Source organism: Gracilibacillus pellucidus (assembly GCF_033949965.1).
GTDB lineage: Bacteria > Bacillota > Bacilli > Bacillales > Amphibacillaceae > Gracilibacillus > Gracilibacillus pellucidus.
This window is the reverse complement of sequence record NZ_JAWZSR010000004.1, coordinates 126,913-147,307: the sequence shown is the minus strand read 5'-3', so window position 1 is coordinate 147,307 and position 20,395 is coordinate 126,913. Positions and strand designations below refer to the sequence as shown.

General features: G+C 36.1%; 25 protein-coding genes. All 25 read right to left on the bottom strand.

Annotation, left to right across the window (positions count from 1 at the left end; genetic code table 11):
* Positions 1-3: 3 nt before the first annotated feature.
* The 25 genes from SH601_RS08540 to SH601_RS08420 all read right to left on the bottom strand — a co-directional run bounded on the left by SH601_RS08540 (position 4) and on the right by SH601_RS08420 (position 20,388).
* Complete coding sequence (locus SH601_RS08540; RefSeq protein ID WP_319957868.1) at positions 4-825, bottom strand: TlyA family RNA methyltransferase; 822 nt, start codon at positions 823-825, stop codon at positions 4-6.
* A gap of 3 nt (positions 826-828) precedes the next feature.
* Positions 829-2,730: a 1-deoxy-D-xylulose-5-phosphate synthase gene (gene dxs, locus SH601_RS08535; protein ID WP_319957867.1), complete on the bottom strand. Its 1,902-nt coding sequence runs from the start codon at positions 2,728-2,730 to the stop codon at positions 829-831.
* Positions 2,731-2,768: 38 nt separating this feature from the next.
* On the bottom strand, positions 2,769-3,347 hold the full coding sequence (locus tag SH601_RS08530; RefSeq protein ID WP_319957866.1) for a hypothetical protein: 579 nt from the start codon (positions 3,345-3,347) through the stop codon (positions 2,769-2,771).
* Positions 3,348-4,048: 701 nt separating this feature from the next.
* Positions 4,049-4,933: a polyprenyl synthetase family protein gene (locus SH601_RS08525; protein ID WP_319957865.1), complete on the bottom strand. Its 885-nt coding sequence runs from the start codon at positions 4,931-4,933 to the stop codon at positions 4,049-4,051.
* Positions 4,934-5,170, bottom strand: coding sequence for an exodeoxyribonuclease VII small subunit (xseB, locus tag SH601_RS08520; RefSeq protein ID WP_319957864.1), 237 nt, complete (start codon positions 5,168-5,170; stop codon positions 4,934-4,936). It abuts the gene before it with no gap.
* A complete protein-coding gene (gene xseA / locus SH601_RS08515; RefSeq protein ID WP_319957863.1) occupies positions 5,163-6,515 on the bottom strand; it encodes an exodeoxyribonuclease VII large subunit in 1,353 nt (450 codons plus the stop codon). Before xseA ends, xseB begins: the two co-directional genes overlap by 8 nt.
* Before the next feature lie 114 nt (positions 6,516-6,629).
* Positions 6,630-7,487: a bifunctional methylenetetrahydrofolate dehydrogenase/methenyltetrahydrofolate cyclohydrolase FolD gene (gene folD, locus SH601_RS08510; RefSeq protein ID WP_319957862.1), complete on the bottom strand. Its 858-nt coding sequence runs from the start codon at positions 7,485-7,487 to the stop codon at positions 6,630-6,632.
* A gap of 12 nt (positions 7,488-7,499) precedes the next feature.
* Entirely contained in the window at positions 7,500-7,880 is a 381-nt protein-coding gene (gene nusB, locus SH601_RS08505) for a transcription antitermination factor NusB (RefSeq protein ID WP_319957861.1), read from the bottom strand.
* A 271-nt stretch (positions 7,881-8,151) separates the two neighbouring features.
* Entirely contained in the window at positions 8,152-8,541 is a 390-nt protein-coding gene (locus tag SH601_RS08500; RefSeq protein ID WP_319957860.1) for an Asp23/Gls24 family envelope stress response protein, read from the bottom strand.
* Positions 8,542-8,564: 23 nt separating this feature from the next.
* Complete coding sequence (gene accC, locus SH601_RS08495) at positions 8,565-9,926, bottom strand: acetyl-CoA carboxylase biotin carboxylase subunit (protein ID WP_319957859.1); 1,362 nt, start codon at positions 9,924-9,926, stop codon at positions 8,565-8,567.
* 12 nt (positions 9,927-9,938) lie between these two features.
* Complete coding sequence (accB, locus tag SH601_RS08490; protein ID WP_319957858.1) at positions 9,939-10,427, bottom strand: acetyl-CoA carboxylase biotin carboxyl carrier protein; 489 nt, start codon at positions 10,425-10,427, stop codon at positions 9,939-9,941.
* An 826-nt stretch (positions 10,428-11,253) separates the two neighbouring features.
* Entirely contained in the window at positions 11,254-11,856 is a 603-nt protein-coding gene (locus SH601_RS08485; protein ID WP_319957857.1) for a SpoIIIAH-like family protein, read from the bottom strand.
* Positions 11,857-11,882: 26 nt separating this feature from the next.
* Entirely contained in the window at positions 11,883-12,521 is a 639-nt protein-coding gene (spoIIIAG, locus tag SH601_RS08480) for a stage III sporulation protein AG (protein WP_319957856.1), read from the bottom strand.
* 1 nt (position 12,522) lies between these two features.
* Positions 12,523-13,140 (bottom strand): stage III sporulation protein AF, encoded by a 618-nt coding sequence (gene spoIIIAF, locus SH601_RS08475; protein WP_319957855.1) that lies wholly within the window; start codon positions 13,138-13,140, stop codon positions 12,523-12,525.
* Between the two features lie 6 nt (positions 13,141-13,146).
* Positions 13,147-14,310 (bottom strand): stage III sporulation protein AE, encoded by a 1,164-nt coding sequence (gene spoIIIAE, locus SH601_RS08470; protein ID WP_319957854.1) that lies wholly within the window; start codon positions 14,308-14,310, stop codon positions 13,147-13,149.
* A gap of 15 nt (positions 14,311-14,325) precedes the next feature.
* Positions 14,326-14,718 (bottom strand): stage III sporulation protein AD, encoded by a 393-nt coding sequence (spoIIIAD, locus tag SH601_RS08465; protein WP_319957853.1) that lies wholly within the window; start codon positions 14,716-14,718, stop codon positions 14,326-14,328.
* A 6-nt stretch (positions 14,719-14,724) separates the two neighbouring features.
* A complete protein-coding gene (gene spoIIIAC / locus SH601_RS08460; RefSeq protein WP_319957852.1) occupies positions 14,725-14,931 on the bottom strand; it encodes a stage III sporulation protein AC in 207 nt (68 codons plus the stop codon).
* 14 nt (positions 14,932-14,945) lie between these two features.
* Positions 14,946-15,461, bottom strand: a complete 516-nt coding sequence (gene spoIIIAB, locus SH601_RS08455) for a stage III sporulation protein SpoIIIAB (RefSeq protein ID WP_319957851.1) — start codon at positions 15,459-15,461, stop codon at positions 14,946-14,948.
* Between the two features lie 73 nt (positions 15,462-15,534).
* Complete coding sequence (spoIIIAA, locus tag SH601_RS08450; protein ID WP_319957850.1) at positions 15,535-16,461, bottom strand: stage III sporulation protein AA; 927 nt, start codon at positions 16,459-16,461, stop codon at positions 15,535-15,537.
* Between the two features lie 490 nt (positions 16,462-16,951).
* Positions 16,952-17,101: a hypothetical protein gene (locus SH601_RS08445; RefSeq protein WP_319957849.1), complete on the bottom strand. Its 150-nt coding sequence runs from the start codon at positions 17,099-17,101 to the stop codon at positions 16,952-16,954.
* Between the two features lie 7 nt (positions 17,102-17,108).
* Positions 17,109-17,330, bottom strand: a complete 222-nt coding sequence (locus tag SH601_RS08440) for a hypothetical protein (RefSeq protein ID WP_319957848.1) — start codon at positions 17,328-17,330, stop codon at positions 17,109-17,111.
* 415 nt (positions 17,331-17,745) lie between these two features.
* Complete coding sequence (gene efp, locus SH601_RS08435; RefSeq protein ID WP_319957847.1) at positions 17,746-18,303, bottom strand: elongation factor P; 558 nt, start codon at positions 18,301-18,303, stop codon at positions 17,746-17,748.
* A 21-nt stretch (positions 18,304-18,324) separates the two neighbouring features.
* Positions 18,325-19,395, bottom strand: a complete 1,071-nt coding sequence (locus SH601_RS08430) for a M24 family metallopeptidase (RefSeq protein WP_319957846.1) — start codon at positions 19,393-19,395, stop codon at positions 18,325-18,327.
* Between the two features lie 21 nt (positions 19,396-19,416).
* Positions 19,417-19,848, bottom strand: a complete 432-nt coding sequence (gene aroQ, locus SH601_RS08425) for a type II 3-dehydroquinate dehydratase (protein WP_319957845.1) — start codon at positions 19,846-19,848, stop codon at positions 19,417-19,419.
* Positions 19,849-19,899: 51 nt separating this feature from the next.
* Entirely contained in the window at positions 19,900-20,388 is a 489-nt protein-coding gene (locus SH601_RS08420) for a YqhR family membrane protein (RefSeq protein ID WP_319957844.1), read from the bottom strand.
* Positions 20,389-20,395 lie beyond the last annotated feature (7 nt).

The following is a 20,395-nucleotide window of genomic DNA, read 5'->3' as shown; positions in this document are numbered from 1 at the left end:
CAATTAACGATCTAATGTTTGGTGTGATTCATCTACTACTTTTTCCGTTAAGGTTAGATAATCAACCACTTCTTCTCTTTCTTTTTCATCTTTTCCTAACAACGCTAGATATTCAATATTACCATCTCCACCTGTAATCGGGGAGAAAGTCAGATCGAGTAACTGAAAACCTGTCTCCTTCGCGAAGGTAATGATGTCTTGTAACACTTGCAAGTGAACAGCAGGATCTCTGACAATTCCTTTCTTACCTACTTGCTCTCTTCCGGCTTCAAATTGAGGTTTAATTAAAATTACTGCTTTACTACCTTTCTCTAATAACTCATATAAAGGCGGTAAAATGAGCTTTAACGATATGAAGGAAACATCAACAGACGCAAAATTAGGTACTTCACCTATTAAATTGTCTGGTGTTACATAGCGAAAGTTTGTCCTTTCCATCACGACAACTCTCGGATCATTTCGCAATTTCCAGTCTAACTGATTATATCCTACATCAATAGCATAACTTTGTTTTACGCCATTTTGTAAACCACAGTCTGTAAAACCACCTGTTGACGAACCAACGTCGACCATTACTTGTCCTGTCAAATCTAAATTAAAAAAGTAAATTGCCTTTTCTAATTTTAATCCCCCTCGACCAACATAAGGTATAGCTTTACCTTTTATTTCAATCGGAATGTCATCATCCACTTTTGTTCCAGCCTTATCTAGTCTTTGCCCATCAGAGAAGACCAATCCAGCCATTATGGTTCTTTTCGCCTTTTCTCTTGACTCGATTAATCCTCGATCGACAATTAATTGATCTAATCGTACTTTTTTACTCATCTACTACCATGCCCTTTTTTGTTCACTATTAGTTACGGCTAATAATTTTTTCGTTTCATGAACAATTTGTTCTTTTGTCAAATTAATTTCTTCTAATAGTTCTTTTACACTTCCATGCTCAATAAAACGATCAGGAATTCCCATTCGCTTCACTTGTGGGTGATAACCATGTTCTTCTGCAAACTCTAAAATAGCCGATCCAAATCCACCTTTTAACACCGACTCTTCCACCGTTATAATCGGAAGGTTCTTTTTCATGATGTCATGTAGCATATCATCATCTAATGGTTTAATAAATCTCGCATTAACTACTTCTACATTAACACCTTGCTTCAGTAAGTAATCACTAGCTGCTAACGACATTTCAATCGTTGTACCGAACGTTAATATAACAGCATCTTTACCTTCTTTTAATACTTCCCATTTACCGATAGGCAAAGTGGTTAATTCTTTATCCATCTCAACACCTAAACCATTTCCTCTCGGATAACGAACAGCTATCGGGCCGTCACTATACATAGCTGCTGTATGAATCATATGTTGACCTTCATTTTCATCTTTCGGCATCATAATCACCATATTTGGTAAATGTCTTAAAAACGGTATATCAAATACACCTTGATGTGTCTCACCATCAGCTCCAACTAAGCCAGCGCGATCAATACCAAATACGACATTTAGATTTTGTCTAGCCACATCATGTACAACTTGGTCATACGCCCTTTGTAAAAACGTTGAATAAATGGCTAGGAACGGTTTCATTCCCTGTGTCGCTAGTCCAGCCGCTAATGTTGTAGCATGCTGTTCTGCTATTCCTACATCAAATAAACGATCAGGATACTTATCCTTAAATTTTTCTAATTTAGATCCTAATACCATAGCAGGTGTAATAACAGCTAATCGTTCATCATTTGCTGCTACTAGCCCTAATGTATCACTAACAACCTGGCTCCATGCCGGTGCAGCATCGGCAGGTTTAATTTTTTCACCTGAATCAATTTTATATGGACCTACACCATGCCACTTGTCCTTTTTATCAGATTCAGCAGGATAATAGCCTTTTCCTTTCTGTGTAATAACATGCACAAGCACTGGTCCTTCTGTTTTCTTAGCGTATTCCAGATGCTCTTGTAAATCTTTAAAATCATGCCCATCAACAGGTCCGAAGTAAGTAAACCCAAATTCTTCAAACAACATACCAGGAACCATAAAATACTTCATACTATCCTTCATACGCTCTGCTGTTTGAGCAATTCTTCCACCGACTGCAGGTATCTTTCTAAACAGTCCTTCTAGTTCATCTTTGACACGATTATACTTGCCAGCACTTCTCATTCGACCTAACGCATTATGCAAAGCACCTACGTTTCCTGCAATAGACATTTCATTATCATTTAATATAACGGTAATGTTCTTTTTTTCATGCCCAATATGATTCAATGCTTCAAGCGCCATACCACCCGTTAAAGCACCATCACCAATGATTGGCACAACATAGTTATCTTCTTTTTTCATATCGCGTGCAATAGCCATACCCATCGCAGCTGATAAAGAAGTAGAGCTATGTCCAGTTTCCCAAACATCATGCTTACTTTCCGTCATTTTAGGGAATCCACTAAGCCCCTGATACTGTCGTAACGTATCAAATTGATCTGTGCGACCTGTTAAGATTTTGTGAATGTATGACTGATGACCGACATCAAAAATCAGCTTGTCTTTCGGACTGTTGAAATGTTTATGCAGAGCAAGCGTTAACTCCACTACACCCAAATTAGCACCAAGGTGTCCACCTGTGACAGATAATTGTTCAATTAAAAACTGACGAATTTCTCCAGCTAGAAATGTTAGTTCTTCGTTTGTTAATTTTTTCAGAAATGCTGGATTTTTTATCTTGGTTAGATCCATAAAGGAATCCTCCCTACTTTTTATTCATGATTTTACTATTATTTATTTGGCAATACTCTTATTTTAAATTTTTCTTCTAAAAATGCAATTATTTTAGCAACAAAAAAAATGATATTGGTTGATGAGTTAATACCCAAAAACTTACCCAACGCCTTTCCACCAACCGTTAACGCAGCTACTAAACTTGTTAGGACGACATTTATCACTAAATGAAATGTCGTTCCTTCCCCATAACCAAAACCATTAGCTATTTGTAACACTACAATAGCAGAAGCTGTTCCACTTATTATACCCGAAATATCTCCTATAACATCATTACAAAAACTCGCAAACCGATCCGCGTTTCGCACGATTTTAATCGCCTGTTTGGAACCGGTTACCTTCTCTGCTGCCATTGCATGAAAAGGAACCTCATCAGCAGCTGTCGCCGCTATTCCTAACATATCGAACACTACACCAATGAAAACGATAATAAAAACGATCACTAATCCAACAATCGACATTACACCACTTAGTATAGACGACGACACAACGGAAAAAATAGCCGCTAACACAAACGTGATAACGGCAATACTTAAACTGAATTTCATCGACTTTTGTAATTCTTTTTTATTCATACATATAACCTCGTTATCTGTTTACGTTATGTAAATCTAAGAATGGAATGGTCACTCAAAAGGTAAAAACTGCGGCTTAGGTCCAGTAGGTTTTCCCAAGCAGGTACCGAGTGTTGCCACTCTGGCGGTTCCCCTTTAAACCCACCTTAGCGATGTCACCATCCACTAGACTGGATTGCCACTTAGTCCGCACTATAATCCCTTCTAAATGTCCTGAGAATTGGAACAGTCTAGGAGATTTCCTCAACAATCTTTAACCGTTTCCTAGCCTCTTTTGCAGTGCGAATTTCATATAGAGAATACATGAACGAAATTAGTGGCCATCCAATTTCGAACACTTTGTAAGCTATAATCCCCTTCACACCACTCAAGGCAGGCTACGCTACGAATAAGAATAGTTATTCTTATTGCCGTAGGTTCATACCCCAGTCCATACTCGCTCTTGGCTAAGAGTTAAGTACAGAGATGGGCCTCCGCGGAAGAAGGGTCGTCGCCCACATGCCTTTGTGGATCGCCCTTCAACCTTAACTCCCAGCATCAACCCAAGGCTGGGCGCCTCAAGCCAACACAAGGAACTTCATCGATGTGCCCTTTGGCGGATTTTTAGGCCCGCCTTCAGAAACGGAGGATTGACTAGAATACTGCACCATTCCATTTGCTTATCTTAAATATAACATGTTTCGCGTATTTACACAATATCATTACTGGTTACGGTCTGCTAAATATTGAGCTAAAATCGCTATGTTAGCATTGATTAAGTCGAGTGCTGTTAAACATTCATTAGACTGATTAACGTATTGCTGTTTATAATGTTTTGCGCCTTGTAATCCTAATATACTTGGATAAGTACTCTTATCATTATTAATATCACTACCAACTTGTTTACCTATTAATTCCTGTTCACCTTCTACATCAAGAATATCATCTTGAATCTGAAAGATAATTCCTTGATATTCAGCAAATTCTTTTAACTTACATAACATTTCTTCTGATACATTAGCTAAAAATCCACCTATTTCAATAGCAAAAGAAATCAATCTTCCCGTTTTCAATCGGTGAATGCTTTCTAATTCTTCAATAGTAATCTGTTGATTTTCTGCCATCATATCCATATATTGACCAGCAACCATTCCTTCTAAACCACTAGCCTTAGCTAATTTGTCTATAATGAAGAGTTTTTCACTATCTGTATATAAATCGGAAGAAGTAATAACGTGAAAACTATTCGTTAGTAAACCATCACCAGCCAAAATAGCTGTTGCTTCATCGAACTTTTTATGATTAGTTAATTTGCCTCGACGGTAGGTATCATCATCCATTGCAGGTAAGTCATCATGAATCAAAGAATATGTATGGATCATTTCTAAAGCAATAGCAGCCGGATAGATTTTTTTTACATCACCACCAAAACCTTCACAAGTTAACTTCATCAATATTGGACGTAATCTTTTTCCACCCGCTTCAATGGAATATAAAACAGATTCACGTAATCTATCCGGGATATTCAATTGTTTAATATATTTATTAAGTGCAGCATTTACTTCTTGCTGCTCTTGTGCTAAAAATGATTGTAATGATCGATTCACTTAATTGTCCTCCTGAATCTCAAAGCTTGTTCGCTCATCGTCTTTTCCTAAAATTTCTTTCATTTGTTTTTCCGCCTTCACTAACTTTTCATGACATATTTTAGAGAGTTTTGAACCTTCTGCATAATATTCCATCGCTTTTTCTAGTGGAATTTCTCCGTCTTCCATTTTGCCTACGATTATTTCTAATTGTTCAAGTGCTTCCTCAAATGATAATTCTTTGTTTGTTTCACTCATGATTATCTTCCTTTCTAATTTCTTGTACGCTTGCTTGTATAAATCCATCCGCAAACTGAATAGTAAAATTCTCATCCTTGTTCATTTGATCTACGCTACGCACAATTTCCTGTTCATTGGTATAGGCAATCGCATAGCCTCGCTTCATTATTCGAGTAGGATTTAGTAAATCTAACTGTGCTAAACGATTACCAAACAATTGCTTTTTCTGTTGCAACTGTTGGTTGCTTACTCGTTCTAACCTACTCATAAGCTCTTCGACTCGCTTGCCACGTTCTTCAATTTGTCTTTCATAATTAATACGTTGATATCGCTGATCTATATACTGGTATGCTTCTTGCTTCCCACGCACTATATAAACTAATTGCTTTCCGAGTTGTTCCACGGCCCGATCCAGTCTTTGTTCCTTATCTTCCACCAAGCGCTGTGGATACTTAAAGACATAGGAACTTTCAACTGCTGATAACTTTTCACGTGATCGTTCCAATCGATGAAGTATATTACTTTCGATGAATTGATCTAGTTTCTTTATTTTTTCTAATAAATCTAGCTGTGAAGGCACCGCTAACTCTGCTGCAGCTGTTGGAGTTGGTGCACGTAAATCTGCAACCATATCACTAATCGTAATATCCGTTTCATGACCTACAGCAGATATTACAGGTAATGCTGATTCAAAAATCGCTCTAGCAACAACTTCTTCATTAAAACTCCATAACTCTTCTAAAGAACCGCCACCACGTCCTACGATAATAAGATCCAGTTTCTCCAGTTTATTTGCTTTTTTGATAGCTTCTGCAATCGATGCCGCAGATGACTTCCCTTGCACCAAAACAGGGATGATTAATACGTTCGCTACCGGATATCGCCTTTCCATTGTCGTTAAAATATCTCTAATGGCTGCACCTGTAGGGGAAGTAAGGACGGCTATTTGTTGAGGATATTTCGGTAACTCTTTTTTATGTACTGGATCAAATAACCCTTCTTTCATTAACTTTTCTTTTAATTGTTCAAAAGCTAAATGAAGTGCGCCAATTCCATCCGGCTGTAGTTCTTGTATGTACAGCTGATATTGCCCCTGAGATTCAAATACACTAATATAGCCGGTGATCAACACCTTCATTCCATTCTCTGGTTGAAACTTAATATGCTGATTTTGTTTATGAAACATTACCGCTCGAATGCTGGCGTTATCATCTTTAATTGTCATATACATATGACCTCTAGAATGATGTTTAAAATTAGATATTTCACCTCTAAGTAAAATATGGTTCAGGTGGTGATCGACATCAAACTTCTTTTTTATATATTTTGTTAAAGCGGTCACAGATAAATATTTATCCTCCACATCATCAACCCTCTATCGTCTTTTTTCTATTTTACACTTTAAGAAAAGGTCATTCTAATATTAAGAATGACCTTTTTCTCTCATATTAAATTATCTGAGGTAGTTTCTCAAGTTTTACAGAAGTCCATTTGCTTTTTTAGCAGATTTTATCGTGTTATGCATAAGCATTGTAATAGTCATTGGACCTACCCCTTTTGGAACAGGCGTAATATAGCTTGCCTTTTCTTTTGCGGAATCAAATTCCACATCACCTGTTAAGGAACCATCTTCAATTCTATTCACACCTACATCGATAACAATTGCCCCATCTTTAATATGATCACCATTGATAAAATGAGCTCTACCGACTGCTACAATTAAGATATCCGCTTTCGCTATGTACTCTTCCATGTTCTTTGTACGTGAATGACAGTAAGTGACCGTCGCATTTTCACTTAAAAGCAACTGACCTACAGGTTTTCCAACGATATTACTTCTACCAATAATAACCGCATGTTTACCTTCTAATGAAATGTTTTTTGATTTCATCATTTGAATAATCCCATATGGTGTACATGGATAGAACGTATCTTTACCAGTCATCATACGACCGATGCTAATCGGATGGAAACCATCAACATCTTTCTCTGGAGAAATTGCTTCTATAATTACTTGCTCATCAATATGTGCAGGTAATGGCAATTGCACTAAAATTCCATTAACGGAATCCTTATGATTGAGTGTATCAATTAAATCTAGTAATTCTTCTTGACTTGTTGTATCCGGTAATTCAATTAATTCTGAATCAACCCCAACATAATCAGATGCTTTCTGTTTCCCTTTCACATATGATTTAGATGCTGGATCATCACCAATTAATACAACGGTTAATCCTGGAACAATGCCTTTCTCACGAAGAGTTAGAACCTCTTTTTTCATCTCATCTCTTAAAGATTGTGCTAACTCACTGCCATAAATTACTTCTGCAGACAAAATAAATCCCCCTTATTTTATCATTTTTGATAATACACCATTGATGAACTTTCCTGATTTATCATCACCGAAAACATGTGCAATTTCGACCGCCTCGTTAATTACAACACTTTCGGGTGCATCCTGTAAATAGACTAATTCATACGTGGCCAATCTTAACAAAGTTCGCTCAACTAAAGCGACTCGATCCAGTGACCACTTTTCTAAATATGTTTTAATTTTTTCATCAATCTCTTCTTTATTTTCAATAACTCCATTTACCAAGTTTAACAAAAAAGAATCGTGTTCCTCTTCATCTAATGTATGATCAATAGTTGTTGCTAAATCATACTCTTCCGCGTCTAACGAAAATAAAATTTGTAATGCTTTTTCTCGTGCATTTCTTCGTTTCATTTACTTTTCCTGCTCCTTATTACGTAGTGCCGTCATATTCTCACTTTCAAATGATAACATGATATTAGCTCGATTACCATTAAATCTTATCATTCCTCGACAAAAAATATTCATTCCACTATAAAAAAAACGAAAGGTTCAAGCATTCGCTTTCTACCTTTCGTTTAATAAAGTGAGACTTATCAGGAAGCTAATGTCCATTTAGCCCTTCCCTCTGGCCGATTCAAACCTTGAAGTGCATGTTTTAGGAACATTTGCACCGTGATAAGGTTCACTCTTCTTTTTCTTCGTTTTGCTCCATATGAACACCTACTATATGTACATTAATTTCTTTCATCATAATAGCTGTCATATTTTCAATTGCTTGCCTAATATTTGATTGAATCTTTTCTGCAACAGTTGGAATCGAATGTCCATATTCAATGACAATATATACATCAATCGATACAGCATCATTGAAAAGTTCCACTTTAATCCCTTTGCCATGCGTTTTCTTTCCCAATCGCTCCGCAAATCCTGTAGCAAAATTGCCTCTCATACTAGATACACCAGGCACTTCTGTAGTAGCAATTCCCGCAATTACTTCTAGCACATCTGGTGCAATTTCGATTTTACCTAAAGGTGTCGCTTCACTAACATTCAATAATTGATTTTCTGCCATGACGCACGCCCCTTTGAGTAAATTTAGTCTTGTTCCTCTTCCATTATACTATAATTTTCAAGGAATCTAGTGTTAAAATCGCCACCAGCAAACACTGGATGTACCATCATTTTACGGTGAAACGGAATCGTTGTATGAACTCCCTCTACTACAAATTCATCTAATGCACGTTTCATACGATTAATTGCTTCATCACGTGTTCTACCGTGAACAATTAACTTTGAAATCATGGAATCGTAATATGGAGGTATTTGATAACCAGGGTATGCAGCTGAATCAATTCGCACCCCTAAACCACCTGGAGTTAAGTACATATCAATTTTACCCGGAGATGGCATAAAATCTTTTTCAGGATTTTCCGCATTGATACGACATTCAATTGCCCATCCATCAAACGTGATATCTTCCTGCTTATTACTTAGCTCTTCGTTATTAGCAATTTTAATTTGTTCTTTAATTAAATCAACACCTGTAACTAGTTCCGTAACTGGGTGTTCTACCTGAATACGTGTATTCATTTCCATAAAGTAAAATTTATTTTCTTTTTGGTCATAAATAAATTCAATTGTACCAGCACCAGAATAATTAACAGCTTTTGCTGCTTTCACTGCTGCTTCACCCATTTTACTACGTGTCTCTTCGTTAACTGCAGGAGACGGTGTTTCTTCAATTAGTTTTTGCAACCTTCTTTGAATTGTACAATCTCGTTCACCTAGGTGAATAACATTGCCATGATTATCTGCTAAAACTTGAATTTCTACATGGCGGAAGTCCTCAATAAACTTCTCTAAGTAAACCCCCGGATTACCAAAGGCTTTTTCTGCTTCATTTTGTGTGACGCGGATACCTTTTACTAACTCTTCTTCTGTACGAGCTACACGTATACCTTTACCACCACCACCGGCAGTTGCTTTGATGATAACAGGGAATCCAATTTCTTTCGCTACTTTTAACCCTTCTTCTTCATCTTCAATGATTCCGTTTGAACCTGGAACAACTGGAACTCCAGCATCACGCATTGTCTCTCTGGCAACATCTTTCGTTCCCATTTTTTGAATTGCATATGCACTTGGCCCAACAAACGTTATGTTACAAGCCGCACAAATCTCAGCAAAGTCAGCATTCTCTGATAAAAACCCATAACCAGGATGAATAGCATCTGTGTCAGTTAGTGTTGCGACACTCATAATGTTAGTAAAATTCAAATAACTATCTGTACTTGATTTCGGTCCAATACAGTACGCTTCATCCGCTAACTGTACATGAAGTGCGTCACTATCCGCTTCAGAGTATACTGCTACCGTTTCTATTCCCATCTCTTTAGCTGAACGAATAATTCTGACAGCTATTTCTCCACGGTTAGCAATTAACAGTTTCTTAATCACAACGTCATCCCCTTATGCCTTCTTGATTCTGAATAATGGTTGTCCATATTCCACTAATTCACCATTCTCAACTAAGATTTCTGTAATTGTTCCATTTACATCTGCTTCGATTTCATTAAATAATTTCATTGCTTCAACGATACATACGATCGAATCATTAGTTACTTGGTCACCAACCTGAACAAATGCTGGTTGGTCTGGTGATGGTGAACTATAAAACGTACCAACCATAGGTGATACAATCTCGTGGTCGTAATTTGCCGTTTGTTGTACTTCTTGTTCTGCTACTTCTTCTGTAGCTACCTCTTGTTTAACAGGCTCTGCTTTTTGTGGAGCAGTTTCTTGTAGTTGTACAACTGGTTGCGCAACAGCTGCCGCTTGAGTAATACCTTTATTTTTCTTTAATTTGATTTTCGCACCTTGTGCTTCGTACGAGAATTCATCAATTGTAGACTGATCTAATTTCTCAATTAATTGGTTGATTTCTTGTATTGTTAACATATCTTTCTGCACCCCTTCACTTTGTTACAATTAATAACAGGTACTAATATCTCCATATAATATTTTACGCAATCGATACGAAAACTGCAACTATTGTTTATATTTCGTTCATTTGACCCATGATGAAATCATTCCTTCAAACACAATACATAGCAATTCTCCACTGTCTAAAAGCGATAGTGGACGTTACTCCATGTTTGCTACTCCGACTCCGTGAAATGCGCTCACCCATTCTGATTAACGGCTAGCGGAAAGCTTATCGCTACGGCAGAACACTCCGCTTTCCATGGGCACGGCTTCAACTAACTTTTCAACAAGAGCGGTTGAAAAGTGGATTTTCAGCTCGCGCTGTTCCCATAGGAGTCTCCGTATTCTGCCTTCGCTAGATTGACGCGTTCTGATGTTTGAGAGAAAACAACGAAGTTTCCATGTCCATAGAACACGATGGTCGCATACACTAAGGGTAGAGATATCCATGCCTCATCTAAATAGCAAGTTCCTACTCGGGAAGTGATTCTAACATATTTCCACTCACAAACAGGAAAACGCATCATATAGCGGAGACAAAACACGGAGACTCTTGCGGTAATAGTACGAGCTGAAGATCCACTTTGTGAAGTGGTTTTCTTCACAAAGTTAGCTGAAGCCGTACCCGCAGAAAGCGTAGTGTTTTGTCGGAGCTTATGTCAGCATTCATCATCAACTAGAATGGAAGAAAGTCTAGTCCACCGTGAAGCTATCGCTTTTAGACAGCGGTTTTTTGTGCAAAATAGAGCAATGCCCTTAAGGTGTCTTAAGGACATTGTTGATTGTTATACATTCTCTTTTAGCTTGGTTGATAGCTAACATCTACTTTAATCTCGCCAAATTCGTCCTTAGCATGCTGCATAATTTCATTTGCTTCTGCTTTGGTAAGGCTGTCTGTTTGTACCGTGATAACAAGATTATTGTCTGATACATTTCGCACAAGAACTTCGTCATATCCATTAACGGATTTAATGGTATCTTCTAAAATGCTCTCTTTGGAGCTTAGTGTTTCCATCTCTTTCATTGCCTCATACGCTTCATTCTTCTCATCAGAAGAACTTTCGCTTGAAGCTACGATCGATTGTAATCTTTCTCTTTCCATACTTCTTTGATTGGTAATCTCTAAACGTACTGCAGTAAAGAATTCATCTGCATTTACTGACGTTCCTTCTTGATCACCTAATTCTTCTCCTTCTTCCACATCAACGTCTCCACTCTCATCCGGTGTCTCATCATTATTTGCAGGTTGCTCTAAATTAGATAAAGATGTTTCTTGGCCCTCCTCTTGATTGTTGTCCATATAGGCTAAGTCTCCTTCAGAAGGTGCATTTAAATAATAGACACTTAGTACAACCATTAAACTCAACATCGTTAATAACCACACTGTTTGTTTCTTTAACATTATTTTCCCTCCTAAGTTTACATCATTTATTTCGGCATAACCGAAACTCTATGAGCCGGTACATCCAATACTTTGGAAACGGCTTCTAGCACCCATTTTTTTACCTCTAGGTTGTCCACGCCATTCGCCACTACTAGTACTCCTCTTACTTGTGGTTTTTTTGTTTGCACTAATAACGGAATTTCTTGTTCACCTTGCCGAATAATGACTACACTTTGCTCTCTCGTCTCATCATCCACTTTCCTGGAACCACCATTTTGATCAGATTCATTTGTTACTTGTGACCCTATCACTAGGTTTTTTTCATATACTTGTTCGTTTGTTGCATCAAGATTGACCATTACTTCTACATCTGAAACATCAGTGATTTTTTCTAATAACTTGACTAAATCTTGTTCATACGCAACCTCTAAATCCCCTATTTTAGAAGTTGTTTCAGCCATTTCTGCTTGGTTCCAAGTTTCATTTTCCATGTCATCCAATGCTGCCTCTGGTGTAATGGACGGATTAGGTACTTGATTATCTGATTGATTTGAGCTAAACATGTTACTGACCAGTAGAATAAAAACAGCTATTAAAGCGAACAAGGCAATGTATTGAACTTTCGTTATTTTTTTGTCCTTTGACTTTAAGCTTGAAAGAATCTTCTCAATCCACTTAGGCACCTTATTCCTCCTTCCATCGTATATGAATAGTATCTTTTTCTACTTCCCACTTATCTGCTAAAAGTTGTTTTACTTCTTCCTCTTGTTCCATTTCAGATTCGGAAGTATGAGGTAAAGGATCTCCAACTTGGATGTTCACCTCTTCCACTTCAACAAAAGCATCTTCAACATGGGTCAGTTGAACATGTACTTGGTCTATCTCACTGTCTTCCAATGTTTCACTTTCTGTCCAGTTAACGTCCATTTCTGTAATCTGATAATTATACGCTTCGGCCAACTCCTTCTCTACCATATTTTTCATTTGGACAACCATCTCTTCTAATACATATGCATCTTGTATCTGTTCTATTTCACTTTTTTGTTGATTTAGTTGATTTTCTATTTTTGCTTCCATGGATGGATCACTGCCAGTAGTAATGAATTGATTAACTAATTTATGGGCATCCACATTAAAAACGGATAATAAAGGTTGTAAGATAACTAACATCAATAATAGCCCGATAACTAATTTCACGTACTGTTTTAACGTAGAGCTGGGAAGAATCATATCAACGATCATAGCCAATATAATAAACACTACTATCTGCAATATCCAACTAGATAAATATTCAATATTCAACCCCTCCTATCTCACCATCATCGTTACATTACTAGATATAATAAGAATGACAATCGTAAAAAAGAACATAAAAGTAACTAATAATAATGCTGCAAATAAATAAAGAATATGCTTTCCAATAATGTCTAAACATTCTATTACTGGCCCATCCCCAATAGGTTGCAAAATAGCTGTTGTCACTTTATACATCAAGGCAATTGCAAAGATCTTGATTGCTGGAAATAGTACAATAGCAATTAAGATAACTACACCAACCATTCCTATACCATTTTTAATTAATATAGTTGCACTTAAAACAGTATCTGTCGCATCAGTAAAGATCCGACCAATAACCGGAATAAAATTACCTGTCACAAATTTTGCTGTTTTCATTGCAATCCCATCTTGAATTGCACTTGCTGCTCCTTGCACAGAAATAACACCCAAAAACACAGTCAACAAAATTCCCATAATACTAATCGCTATATTTTTAATTAAATTTGCTAATTTTGTTGCTTTATATTCTGTACTAATCGTACTGACTATTTGTAAAATCGCTGAAATTAAGATAAGTGGAATAACTACTTTTGATATAACTAATACACTTGTATGAATAAGGAAAATAATAATCGGATGAAAAAATGATATGGTGACTAAGTGTCCAAGTGACGCTAATATCCCAAGTAAAAGAGGAATAAGACCAACGATAAAATTTTGCGCTAATTGAACCGTGTCCATCACATAACTAATCACTAATTGAAAACTAGATAAGGCAATGATAATAAGTATTGTATAAACGATTGCATAAGCTACCTTACTAACCATTTGCTTTTCAAATGAATTTTGAATCGTCTGCAAAACAATACAGAACAATGTTAAGAGCATAAGTGTTCCTAAAAGCTTTCCATTCTCTACAATTTCATGTAATAAATAACGTAAGAAGCCGACTAACCAATCGTTTATTGTTAGACTTTGTTCCCCTTTAATCATAGACCAGAGACTATCTTTATCAAGTTTCGGCAACGTGTCTTTATACTCATCACCAAGGTAGTTCCAATAATCTTGCAATTCACTTCCTTCAATCATTTGTTGATAGGCATCTGATTGATTCATATCTGTTGCTTTCATTGATAATGGAATAAACAAAAATAATAGTGCAAACATGAGAATGAACTTTTTGGTAAAATGCATAGATATCCTTCCCTACTATGTGATTGGAAAAATATTTATAATGGTTTCTATCAAAGATTGAAAGATCGGAATAGCCAATATAAGAATAAACACTTTTCCTACCATCTCTATTTTTACTGCTACTGATTTTAAACCTGCATCCCGCACAATATTCGCACCAATTTCCGTAATATAGGATATGCCAATAATTTGTAAGATTGTTTTTATATACACACTGTTAATGTTCGCTCGCTCTCCTAAATATGCAATCAATCTTAATATTTCCTGCACATATTGCATGATAAAAAGAAAAAAATAAATGACAGTAAACAGAACAACGAGAAAAGCTATAGTAGGTTGCTTGTCCTTGATTAATAAAAACAAAACCGATGCAATAACCCCTATACTGATCACTTCAAATAATTCCATATACCATTATCCTTGCAAAAAGAATACAGATCTAATTTGCTGGAATAAATCAGAGATACTATCTAATACAAATAACAAAACGATAATAAATCCAATCAAGCTAACAAACTGTGCATATTCTTCTTTCCCCATTTGTTTTAAAATGGTATGAATCATCGCAACAATGATGCCAATTCCTGCAATTTGAAATAAAACACTTGTATCTAAAGTCACGCCATATCCCCTCTCTATAGCAAGAGTAAAACAATAAAAATACCAATTAAAACACCTACACTTCTTGCCATTTTGCCGTATCGATGATGTTTATCATCTGCTTCTTTCAGTGTTCTTTCTAAATGATTTATAGCTAACCGTATATATTTTTGTTGTTGAATCACGTCATGTTGTCCTAATGTTCTACCAAATTGAAGTAATATTTCTTTATCATCTACTTGAATTGGATTACTCCTATAAAAGACATGAATATGCTTTTCCCAAATAGGATAAAGTTCATCTTGATCATGCTGAATATCGTCTGCAATATGTTGAAACAATGTCGCCAGTGGTTCTGGTATTTGATTAGAAACAGCGTGTAAAGATTCTTTAATCGTTTCTTGACTGTATACAATTTCTGCCTCTAATATTTGTAAAGCATTTTTAAAAAATCGAATATATCTTGGTCTATTTACTAAATTATTTGCATACTCATTGCCAAGTAAAACAGAAGCTCCAATAATGAATAAACTTGCAAGCAGTTTTATCATAGCGCAACCCTTCTTTTATAAAGTGAGACTTATCAGGAAGTTAGCATTCTTTCCCCTCCATTAAGCCTTCTTGTTATAACTCGAACTTTGAAACGGGGGTTGTACGAACGTTTTCACCGTGATAAAGCGATTCACCTTTTTCATTTAATATTTCTACTACTTCATGGTTCGATAGAATAATAAATCGTTGAAAGATACTTTTTTGCATAAGCTGTTGAATGGTTGGACGTCTAGTAATATCTCGAAATGATCTCCCGTGTACAGTACAAATTAACTGCACTCCTGCATGAATCACTTCATCAATTGCTTCAACATCCCGATTATTTCCGATTTCATCGACAACAATGACATCAGGAGACATCGAGCGAATAAGCATCATCATTCCTTCAGCCTTTGGACAACGATCTAATACATCAATCCTCGGTGCTAATAAATGCTGTGGCACACCATTAATCGATGCACATATTTCAGAACGTTCATCCACAATAGCTGTTTTTAGTTCTAATTTAGAGCTTGCACAATAATTAGCTATATCTCTTAAAAAGGTAGTCTTACCTGCTTGTGGAGGCCCGATTATCAATGTGTTGTGAATGGTTTCATCTTTTAAATAATGTAAAAAGGGTTGTACCATTCCAAAATGCGGCTTCGCGATCCTAATATTGAAAGAACTAACATGATGAATAGCCTTTACCTGTTTGTTATCGACAATCACATCTCCTGAAATACCGATGCGATGGCCTCCTTGAATAGTAATAAATCCATGTCTTAACTCTTCTTCTAATCGATATAAGGAAAAATTACTAATTTTATTTAAAAACATTTTTGCATCTGCTTCAGTAAAACTTCTTTCCCTTAACCAAAAAACACGCTTTCCATCATTTAATTCAACAGGTCGATTGACCCTTAAACGAATCTCTTGAATATCTAGCTTCTCTTTTTTCTGAAATACACTAATTTGTTTAGAAATGTGGTCAGGTAGTATCTGTAAAACACTATCCATCAACAAGGCCTCTTTTCTATAAGCAATTTCTATAAACATTCTATGCGAATCACTAGTAGATATAACCAAAGATATGAAAGTAGCCTGTGACATAAAGTGAGACTTCAATCAGAGAGTATTACGGACTCATGCACCCTGATAAGTAGTTTGAATATGTAATTGCATGTGAGAAGAATGAGCCTATTTTATCTGCGTATCCTTGTAAATTCTATTCAATATACAGTCGCATTACAATATTGTGAACAATTCCCAATACAAATCTTATGAGACGGAAAAAATTATTCATTAGAAAACGGGGAGTATTGATAACAAATGTTAGATAAAACAGGTAAAAGTTGATTAGCACAGTGCAAAATCCCCTCTGATGGAAGCTTCGCATTATATGGAGGAGGGTATAAGCGGGAGTGTTTTTATATTTGTATATAGAACCTCTTTTACTAGCACATTTACATCCAAAAAAAGAGAAGAAGCACTAAGGCTTCTCCTCACTTTATGCTAATGACTCTATTTCTTTTTTTGTCAGTCCGGTAACCTCCATCACTTCCGCTTTATTCATTCCTTTAGTTAATAAATTTGCGGCTATCTTTCGCTTTTCTACCATTTTTCCTTCTCGTTCTCGTTCTTTTCTTCCTTCACGCAATCCTCTGTCAAAAAATGAATTGGGCAATTTTTACGAATTCTGCTAAACTTTCTTCACCTGTGTTTTTTAGTTCGGCCATAAGGGTTTCCTCCTCTTCATTAGTTAAATGATGATACGTTTCAAAAAAGCCAAATAGTAACTTCACTTCTTCGCGATTTAGTGATTGAGTTGCTAGCATTCGCAAAAATGCTTTTTTCACTTCTAATTTTTCAGAAGCATTATAATTCATTTTACTTAATAAAGCCGCAGCAACAGGATTATCATCCTTTTAAAAAAAGTGCGCCAGTTTAATGTTTTTAATTGTAGTTTGATATATTGAAAGGCAAGCGTATCATGGAAGGGCAATGACATCGTAAACGTATCTGGCTCATCGCGAATGTGGTCATAACTAAATACAGCAATAGGTATAAAGGGTTTCTTATACTTAGTATACAATAAAGTGAGACTTCAATCAGTGGGAGTTTTTGACTTCCTCTGATTGCTAGCGAAACTTATCAGGGTGTTAGCGGCTGTGAGAAAATCTTCAAAAAACGTATCAATTAATTGCTTGAATAACTGATCATGGTCTATATAACTAGACCGCTCTTCTTTTAACAAAAAACTACTAAGCGATGAATATATCGCTTAGTAGTTTTTTGTATGCGTTATGCACGTGAAACGTATTTTCCGTCTGTTGTCGAGATAACTAGTACGTCTCCTTCATTAACGAAGAATGGTACTTGTACACTTAAGCCTGTTTCAAGTGTTGCTGGTTTTGTACCACCACTAGCTGTATCACCTTTAATTCCTGGTTCTGTTTCTGTTACAGTAAGCTCCACATTATTTGGTAAGTCTACACCAATTGTTTCGCCCTCGTATGTTAAAATATTTACTTCCATGTTTTCTTTAATAAATTGTAATTCTCTTTCAATTTGATCAGAAGATAATTCTGTTTGTTCGTATGAATGTGTATCCATGAATGTGTGTGCATCTCCAGAAGCATATAGATACTGCATTTTACGATTTTCAATATGCGCTCTGCTAACTTTCTCTCCACCACGGAACGTTTTTTCTTGAATATTACCATTACGAAGGTTACGTAGTTTCGAACGAACAAACGCAGCACCTTTACCTGGTTTTACGTGTTGGAATTCAACAACTTGCCAAATTCCCCCATCCACTTCAATTGTTAATCCTGTTTTAAAATCGTTTACTGAAATCATATAAATCCTCCTAAAAATTGTTTACGATACTGATAAGCGAATTAATTCTTTTGGTGAATGTGTTAATCGCTCATTACCATTTTCCGTAATCAAGATATCATCCTCGATACGGCATCCACCGACATTAGGAACATAGATACCCGGTTCGACCGTTACAATCATTCCTGGTTCAAGCACGTCATCAGACTTCAATGATAGCCTAGGCATTTCATGAACATCTAATCCTAATCCATGACCTGTAGAATGACCAAAGTATTTACCATAGCCTTTATAATCAATATGGTCTCTTGTTAATGCATCTGCTTCTGTACCTGTAATACCTGCTTTTATTCCTTCTACACCTTTTAATTGTGCTTCTAGAACGGTATTGTAGATTGTTTCTAGCTCCTCTGAAATATCACCAACAGCAACTGTTCGTGTAATATCAGAAGCATAACCTTTATACAATGCACCAAAATCTAGTGTTACTAATTCGCCAGATTGAATTTCTTTTGATGATGCAACACCGTGAGGTAAAGCAGATCGAAAACCAGAAGCAACAATCGTATCAAAACTGGATTCTGTCGCACCTTGTTTTCTCATGAAAAATTCTAATTCGTTTGAAATATCGATCTCTTTAACACCAGGCTTTATGTACTCTAACACATGGTTAAATGCATCATCGGCAATCTTACAAGCATCTTTTATAATATTAATCTCATCTTCATCTTTAATCAAGCGTAATTTTTCAATTATACCATCTGAAGGGATTAAATCCGCATTGATTGCATTATTATATGTTTCATAAAGACCATAAGTTAAATCATTTTTTTCAAAACCTAATGTATTAATCTGAAGGGAAGCAACAAGCTCCGCTACTTTCTCTTGAATCGGTCCTCTATGTTCTTTTATATCAAACCCTTTCACCTGATCACTCGCTTGCTCCAAATATCGGAAATCAGTGATGAAAAATGCATCATTACTTGTGACAAGTACTACCCCTGCACTACCTGTAAATCCAGTTATGTAACGTCTATTAATGGGACTTGTAATAAGTAAACCTTCCAGATTTTGTTCTTTCAAGGCTATTCTTAATCGTTCTAATCGGTTCATCTCACTTCTCCCTTTCTACTTCTAATCATTTAACGTAAAATACTTTGCTGCTAATTGATAGCCTGCAGTACCTAAACCAACTATTTGTCCGCGACAAACAGGTGCTAACAATGAAGTATGCCTAAATTCTTCCCGTTGATGTACGTTAGATATATGTACCTCAATAACAGGAACTGTAATAGAGCTGATTGCATCTCTAAGTGCTATACTTGTATGTGTATATGCACCTGGATTAAATATAATACCTTTATAAACACCTTCAGCTTCATGAATCCAATCAATCAATTCCCCTTCATGATTTGATTGTTTAGCATCTAATTGATATTGCACCGCTTCAACGACCTCTCGTACATTATGCTCAATATCATCTAGTGTTTCACTGCCATACACTTCTGGCTCTCTTTTCCCCAAACGATTTAAGTTTGGCCCATTAAGTAATAATAGTTTAGCCATTTGCTCACTCCATCTCCAATTAAAACCTCATTATTATAGTAACATAATTAGTTATTTTTTTTCATCTTTATGTTGTTCATAGCTGAAAGAAATGGAATAACCAATAAACACACCATATAAAATGAATATACATATAGTTGTTACTACTGTATCACTACTTAATTCCCAAAACGGTGCAATATTAGGGAATATTGGTGATAACAACCAAAAAAACATAAACCAAAGTACAATACCTGTCAAAATCCCTGGTAGCATACCTGGAATCTTTCTTAAAAACAAATAATATAACAGCGCTAATCCAATAGAAAGACAGCATAAAACGAAAATAGAAACTATTTCTCCTAACCATCCATCTGACCATGCAGTTTGTAACCATGGTCTTAATATAAAACTTTTTGGCGTAACCTCGGTAAAATGGAAATAACCTGCTACTGCTGCAATCGTAGCCCATATTAACGCACCAAAGAACCCTGCGCTAATCGCTTTAGGAATTAACGAAACTTTCTTTTGTTGAGTTTTTTTATAACGAATACGTCTCAAATTGATC

Bases quoted from the DNA above. Each gene is read 5' to 3' on its own strand.
- nusB (WP_319957861.1), bottom strand. From the start codon at position 7,880: ATGAAACGAAGAAATGCACGAGAAAAAGCATTACAAATTTTATTTTCG.
- spoIIIAA (WP_319957850.1), bottom strand. From the start codon at position 16,461: ATGGATAGTGTTTTACAGATACTACCTGACCACATTTCTAAACAAATT.
- spoIIIAB (WP_319957851.1), bottom strand. From the start codon at position 15,461: ATGATAAAACTGCTTGCAAGTTTATTCATTATTGGAGCTTCTGTTTTA.
- SH601_RS08530 (WP_319957866.1), bottom strand. From the start codon at position 3,347: ATGAATAAAAAAGAATTACAAAAGTCGATGAAATTCAGTTTAAGTATT.
- SH601_RS08500 (WP_319957860.1), bottom strand. From the start codon at position 8,541: ATGGCAGAAAATCAATTATTGAATGTTAGTGAAGCGACACCTTTAGGT.
- SH601_RS08430 (WP_319957846.1), bottom strand. From the start codon at position 19,395: ATGAACCGATTAGAACGATTAAGAATAGCCTTGAAAGAACAAAATCTG.
- aroQ (WP_319957845.1), bottom strand. From the start codon at position 19,848: ATGGCTAAACTATTATTACTTAATGGGCCAAACTTAAATCGTTTGGGG.
- xseB (WP_319957864.1), bottom strand. From the start codon at position 5,170: ATGAGTGAAACAAACAAAGAATTATCATTTGAGGAAGCACTTGAACAA.
- dxs (WP_319957867.1), bottom strand. From the start codon at position 2,730: ATGGATCTAACCAAGATAAAAAATCCAGCATTTCTGAAAAAATTAACA.
- efp (WP_319957847.1), bottom strand. From the start codon at position 18,303: ATGATTTCAGTAAACGATTTTAAAACAGGATTAACAATTGAAGTGGAT.
- SH601_RS08440 (WP_319957848.1), bottom strand. From the start codon at position 17,330: ATGAATTATAATGCTTCTGAAAAATTAGAAGTGAAAAAAGCATTTTTG.
- accB (WP_319957858.1), bottom strand. From the start codon at position 10,427: ATGTTAACAATACAAGAAATCAACCAATTAATTGAGAAATTAGATCAG.
- spoIIIAE (WP_319957854.1), bottom strand. From the start codon at position 14,310: ATGCATTTTACCAAAAAGTTCATTCTCATGTTTGCACTATTATTTTTG.
- spoIIIAD (WP_319957853.1), bottom strand. From the start codon at position 14,718: ATGGAATTATTTGAAGTGATCAGTATAGGGGTTATTGCATCGGTTTTG.
- SH601_RS08540 (WP_319957868.1), bottom strand. From the start codon at position 825: ATGAGTAAAAAAGTACGATTAGATCAATTAATTGTCGATCGAGGATTA.
- SH601_RS08485 (WP_319957857.1), bottom strand. From the start codon at position 11,856: ATGTTAAAGAAACAAACAGTGTGGTTATTAACGATGTTGAGTTTAATG.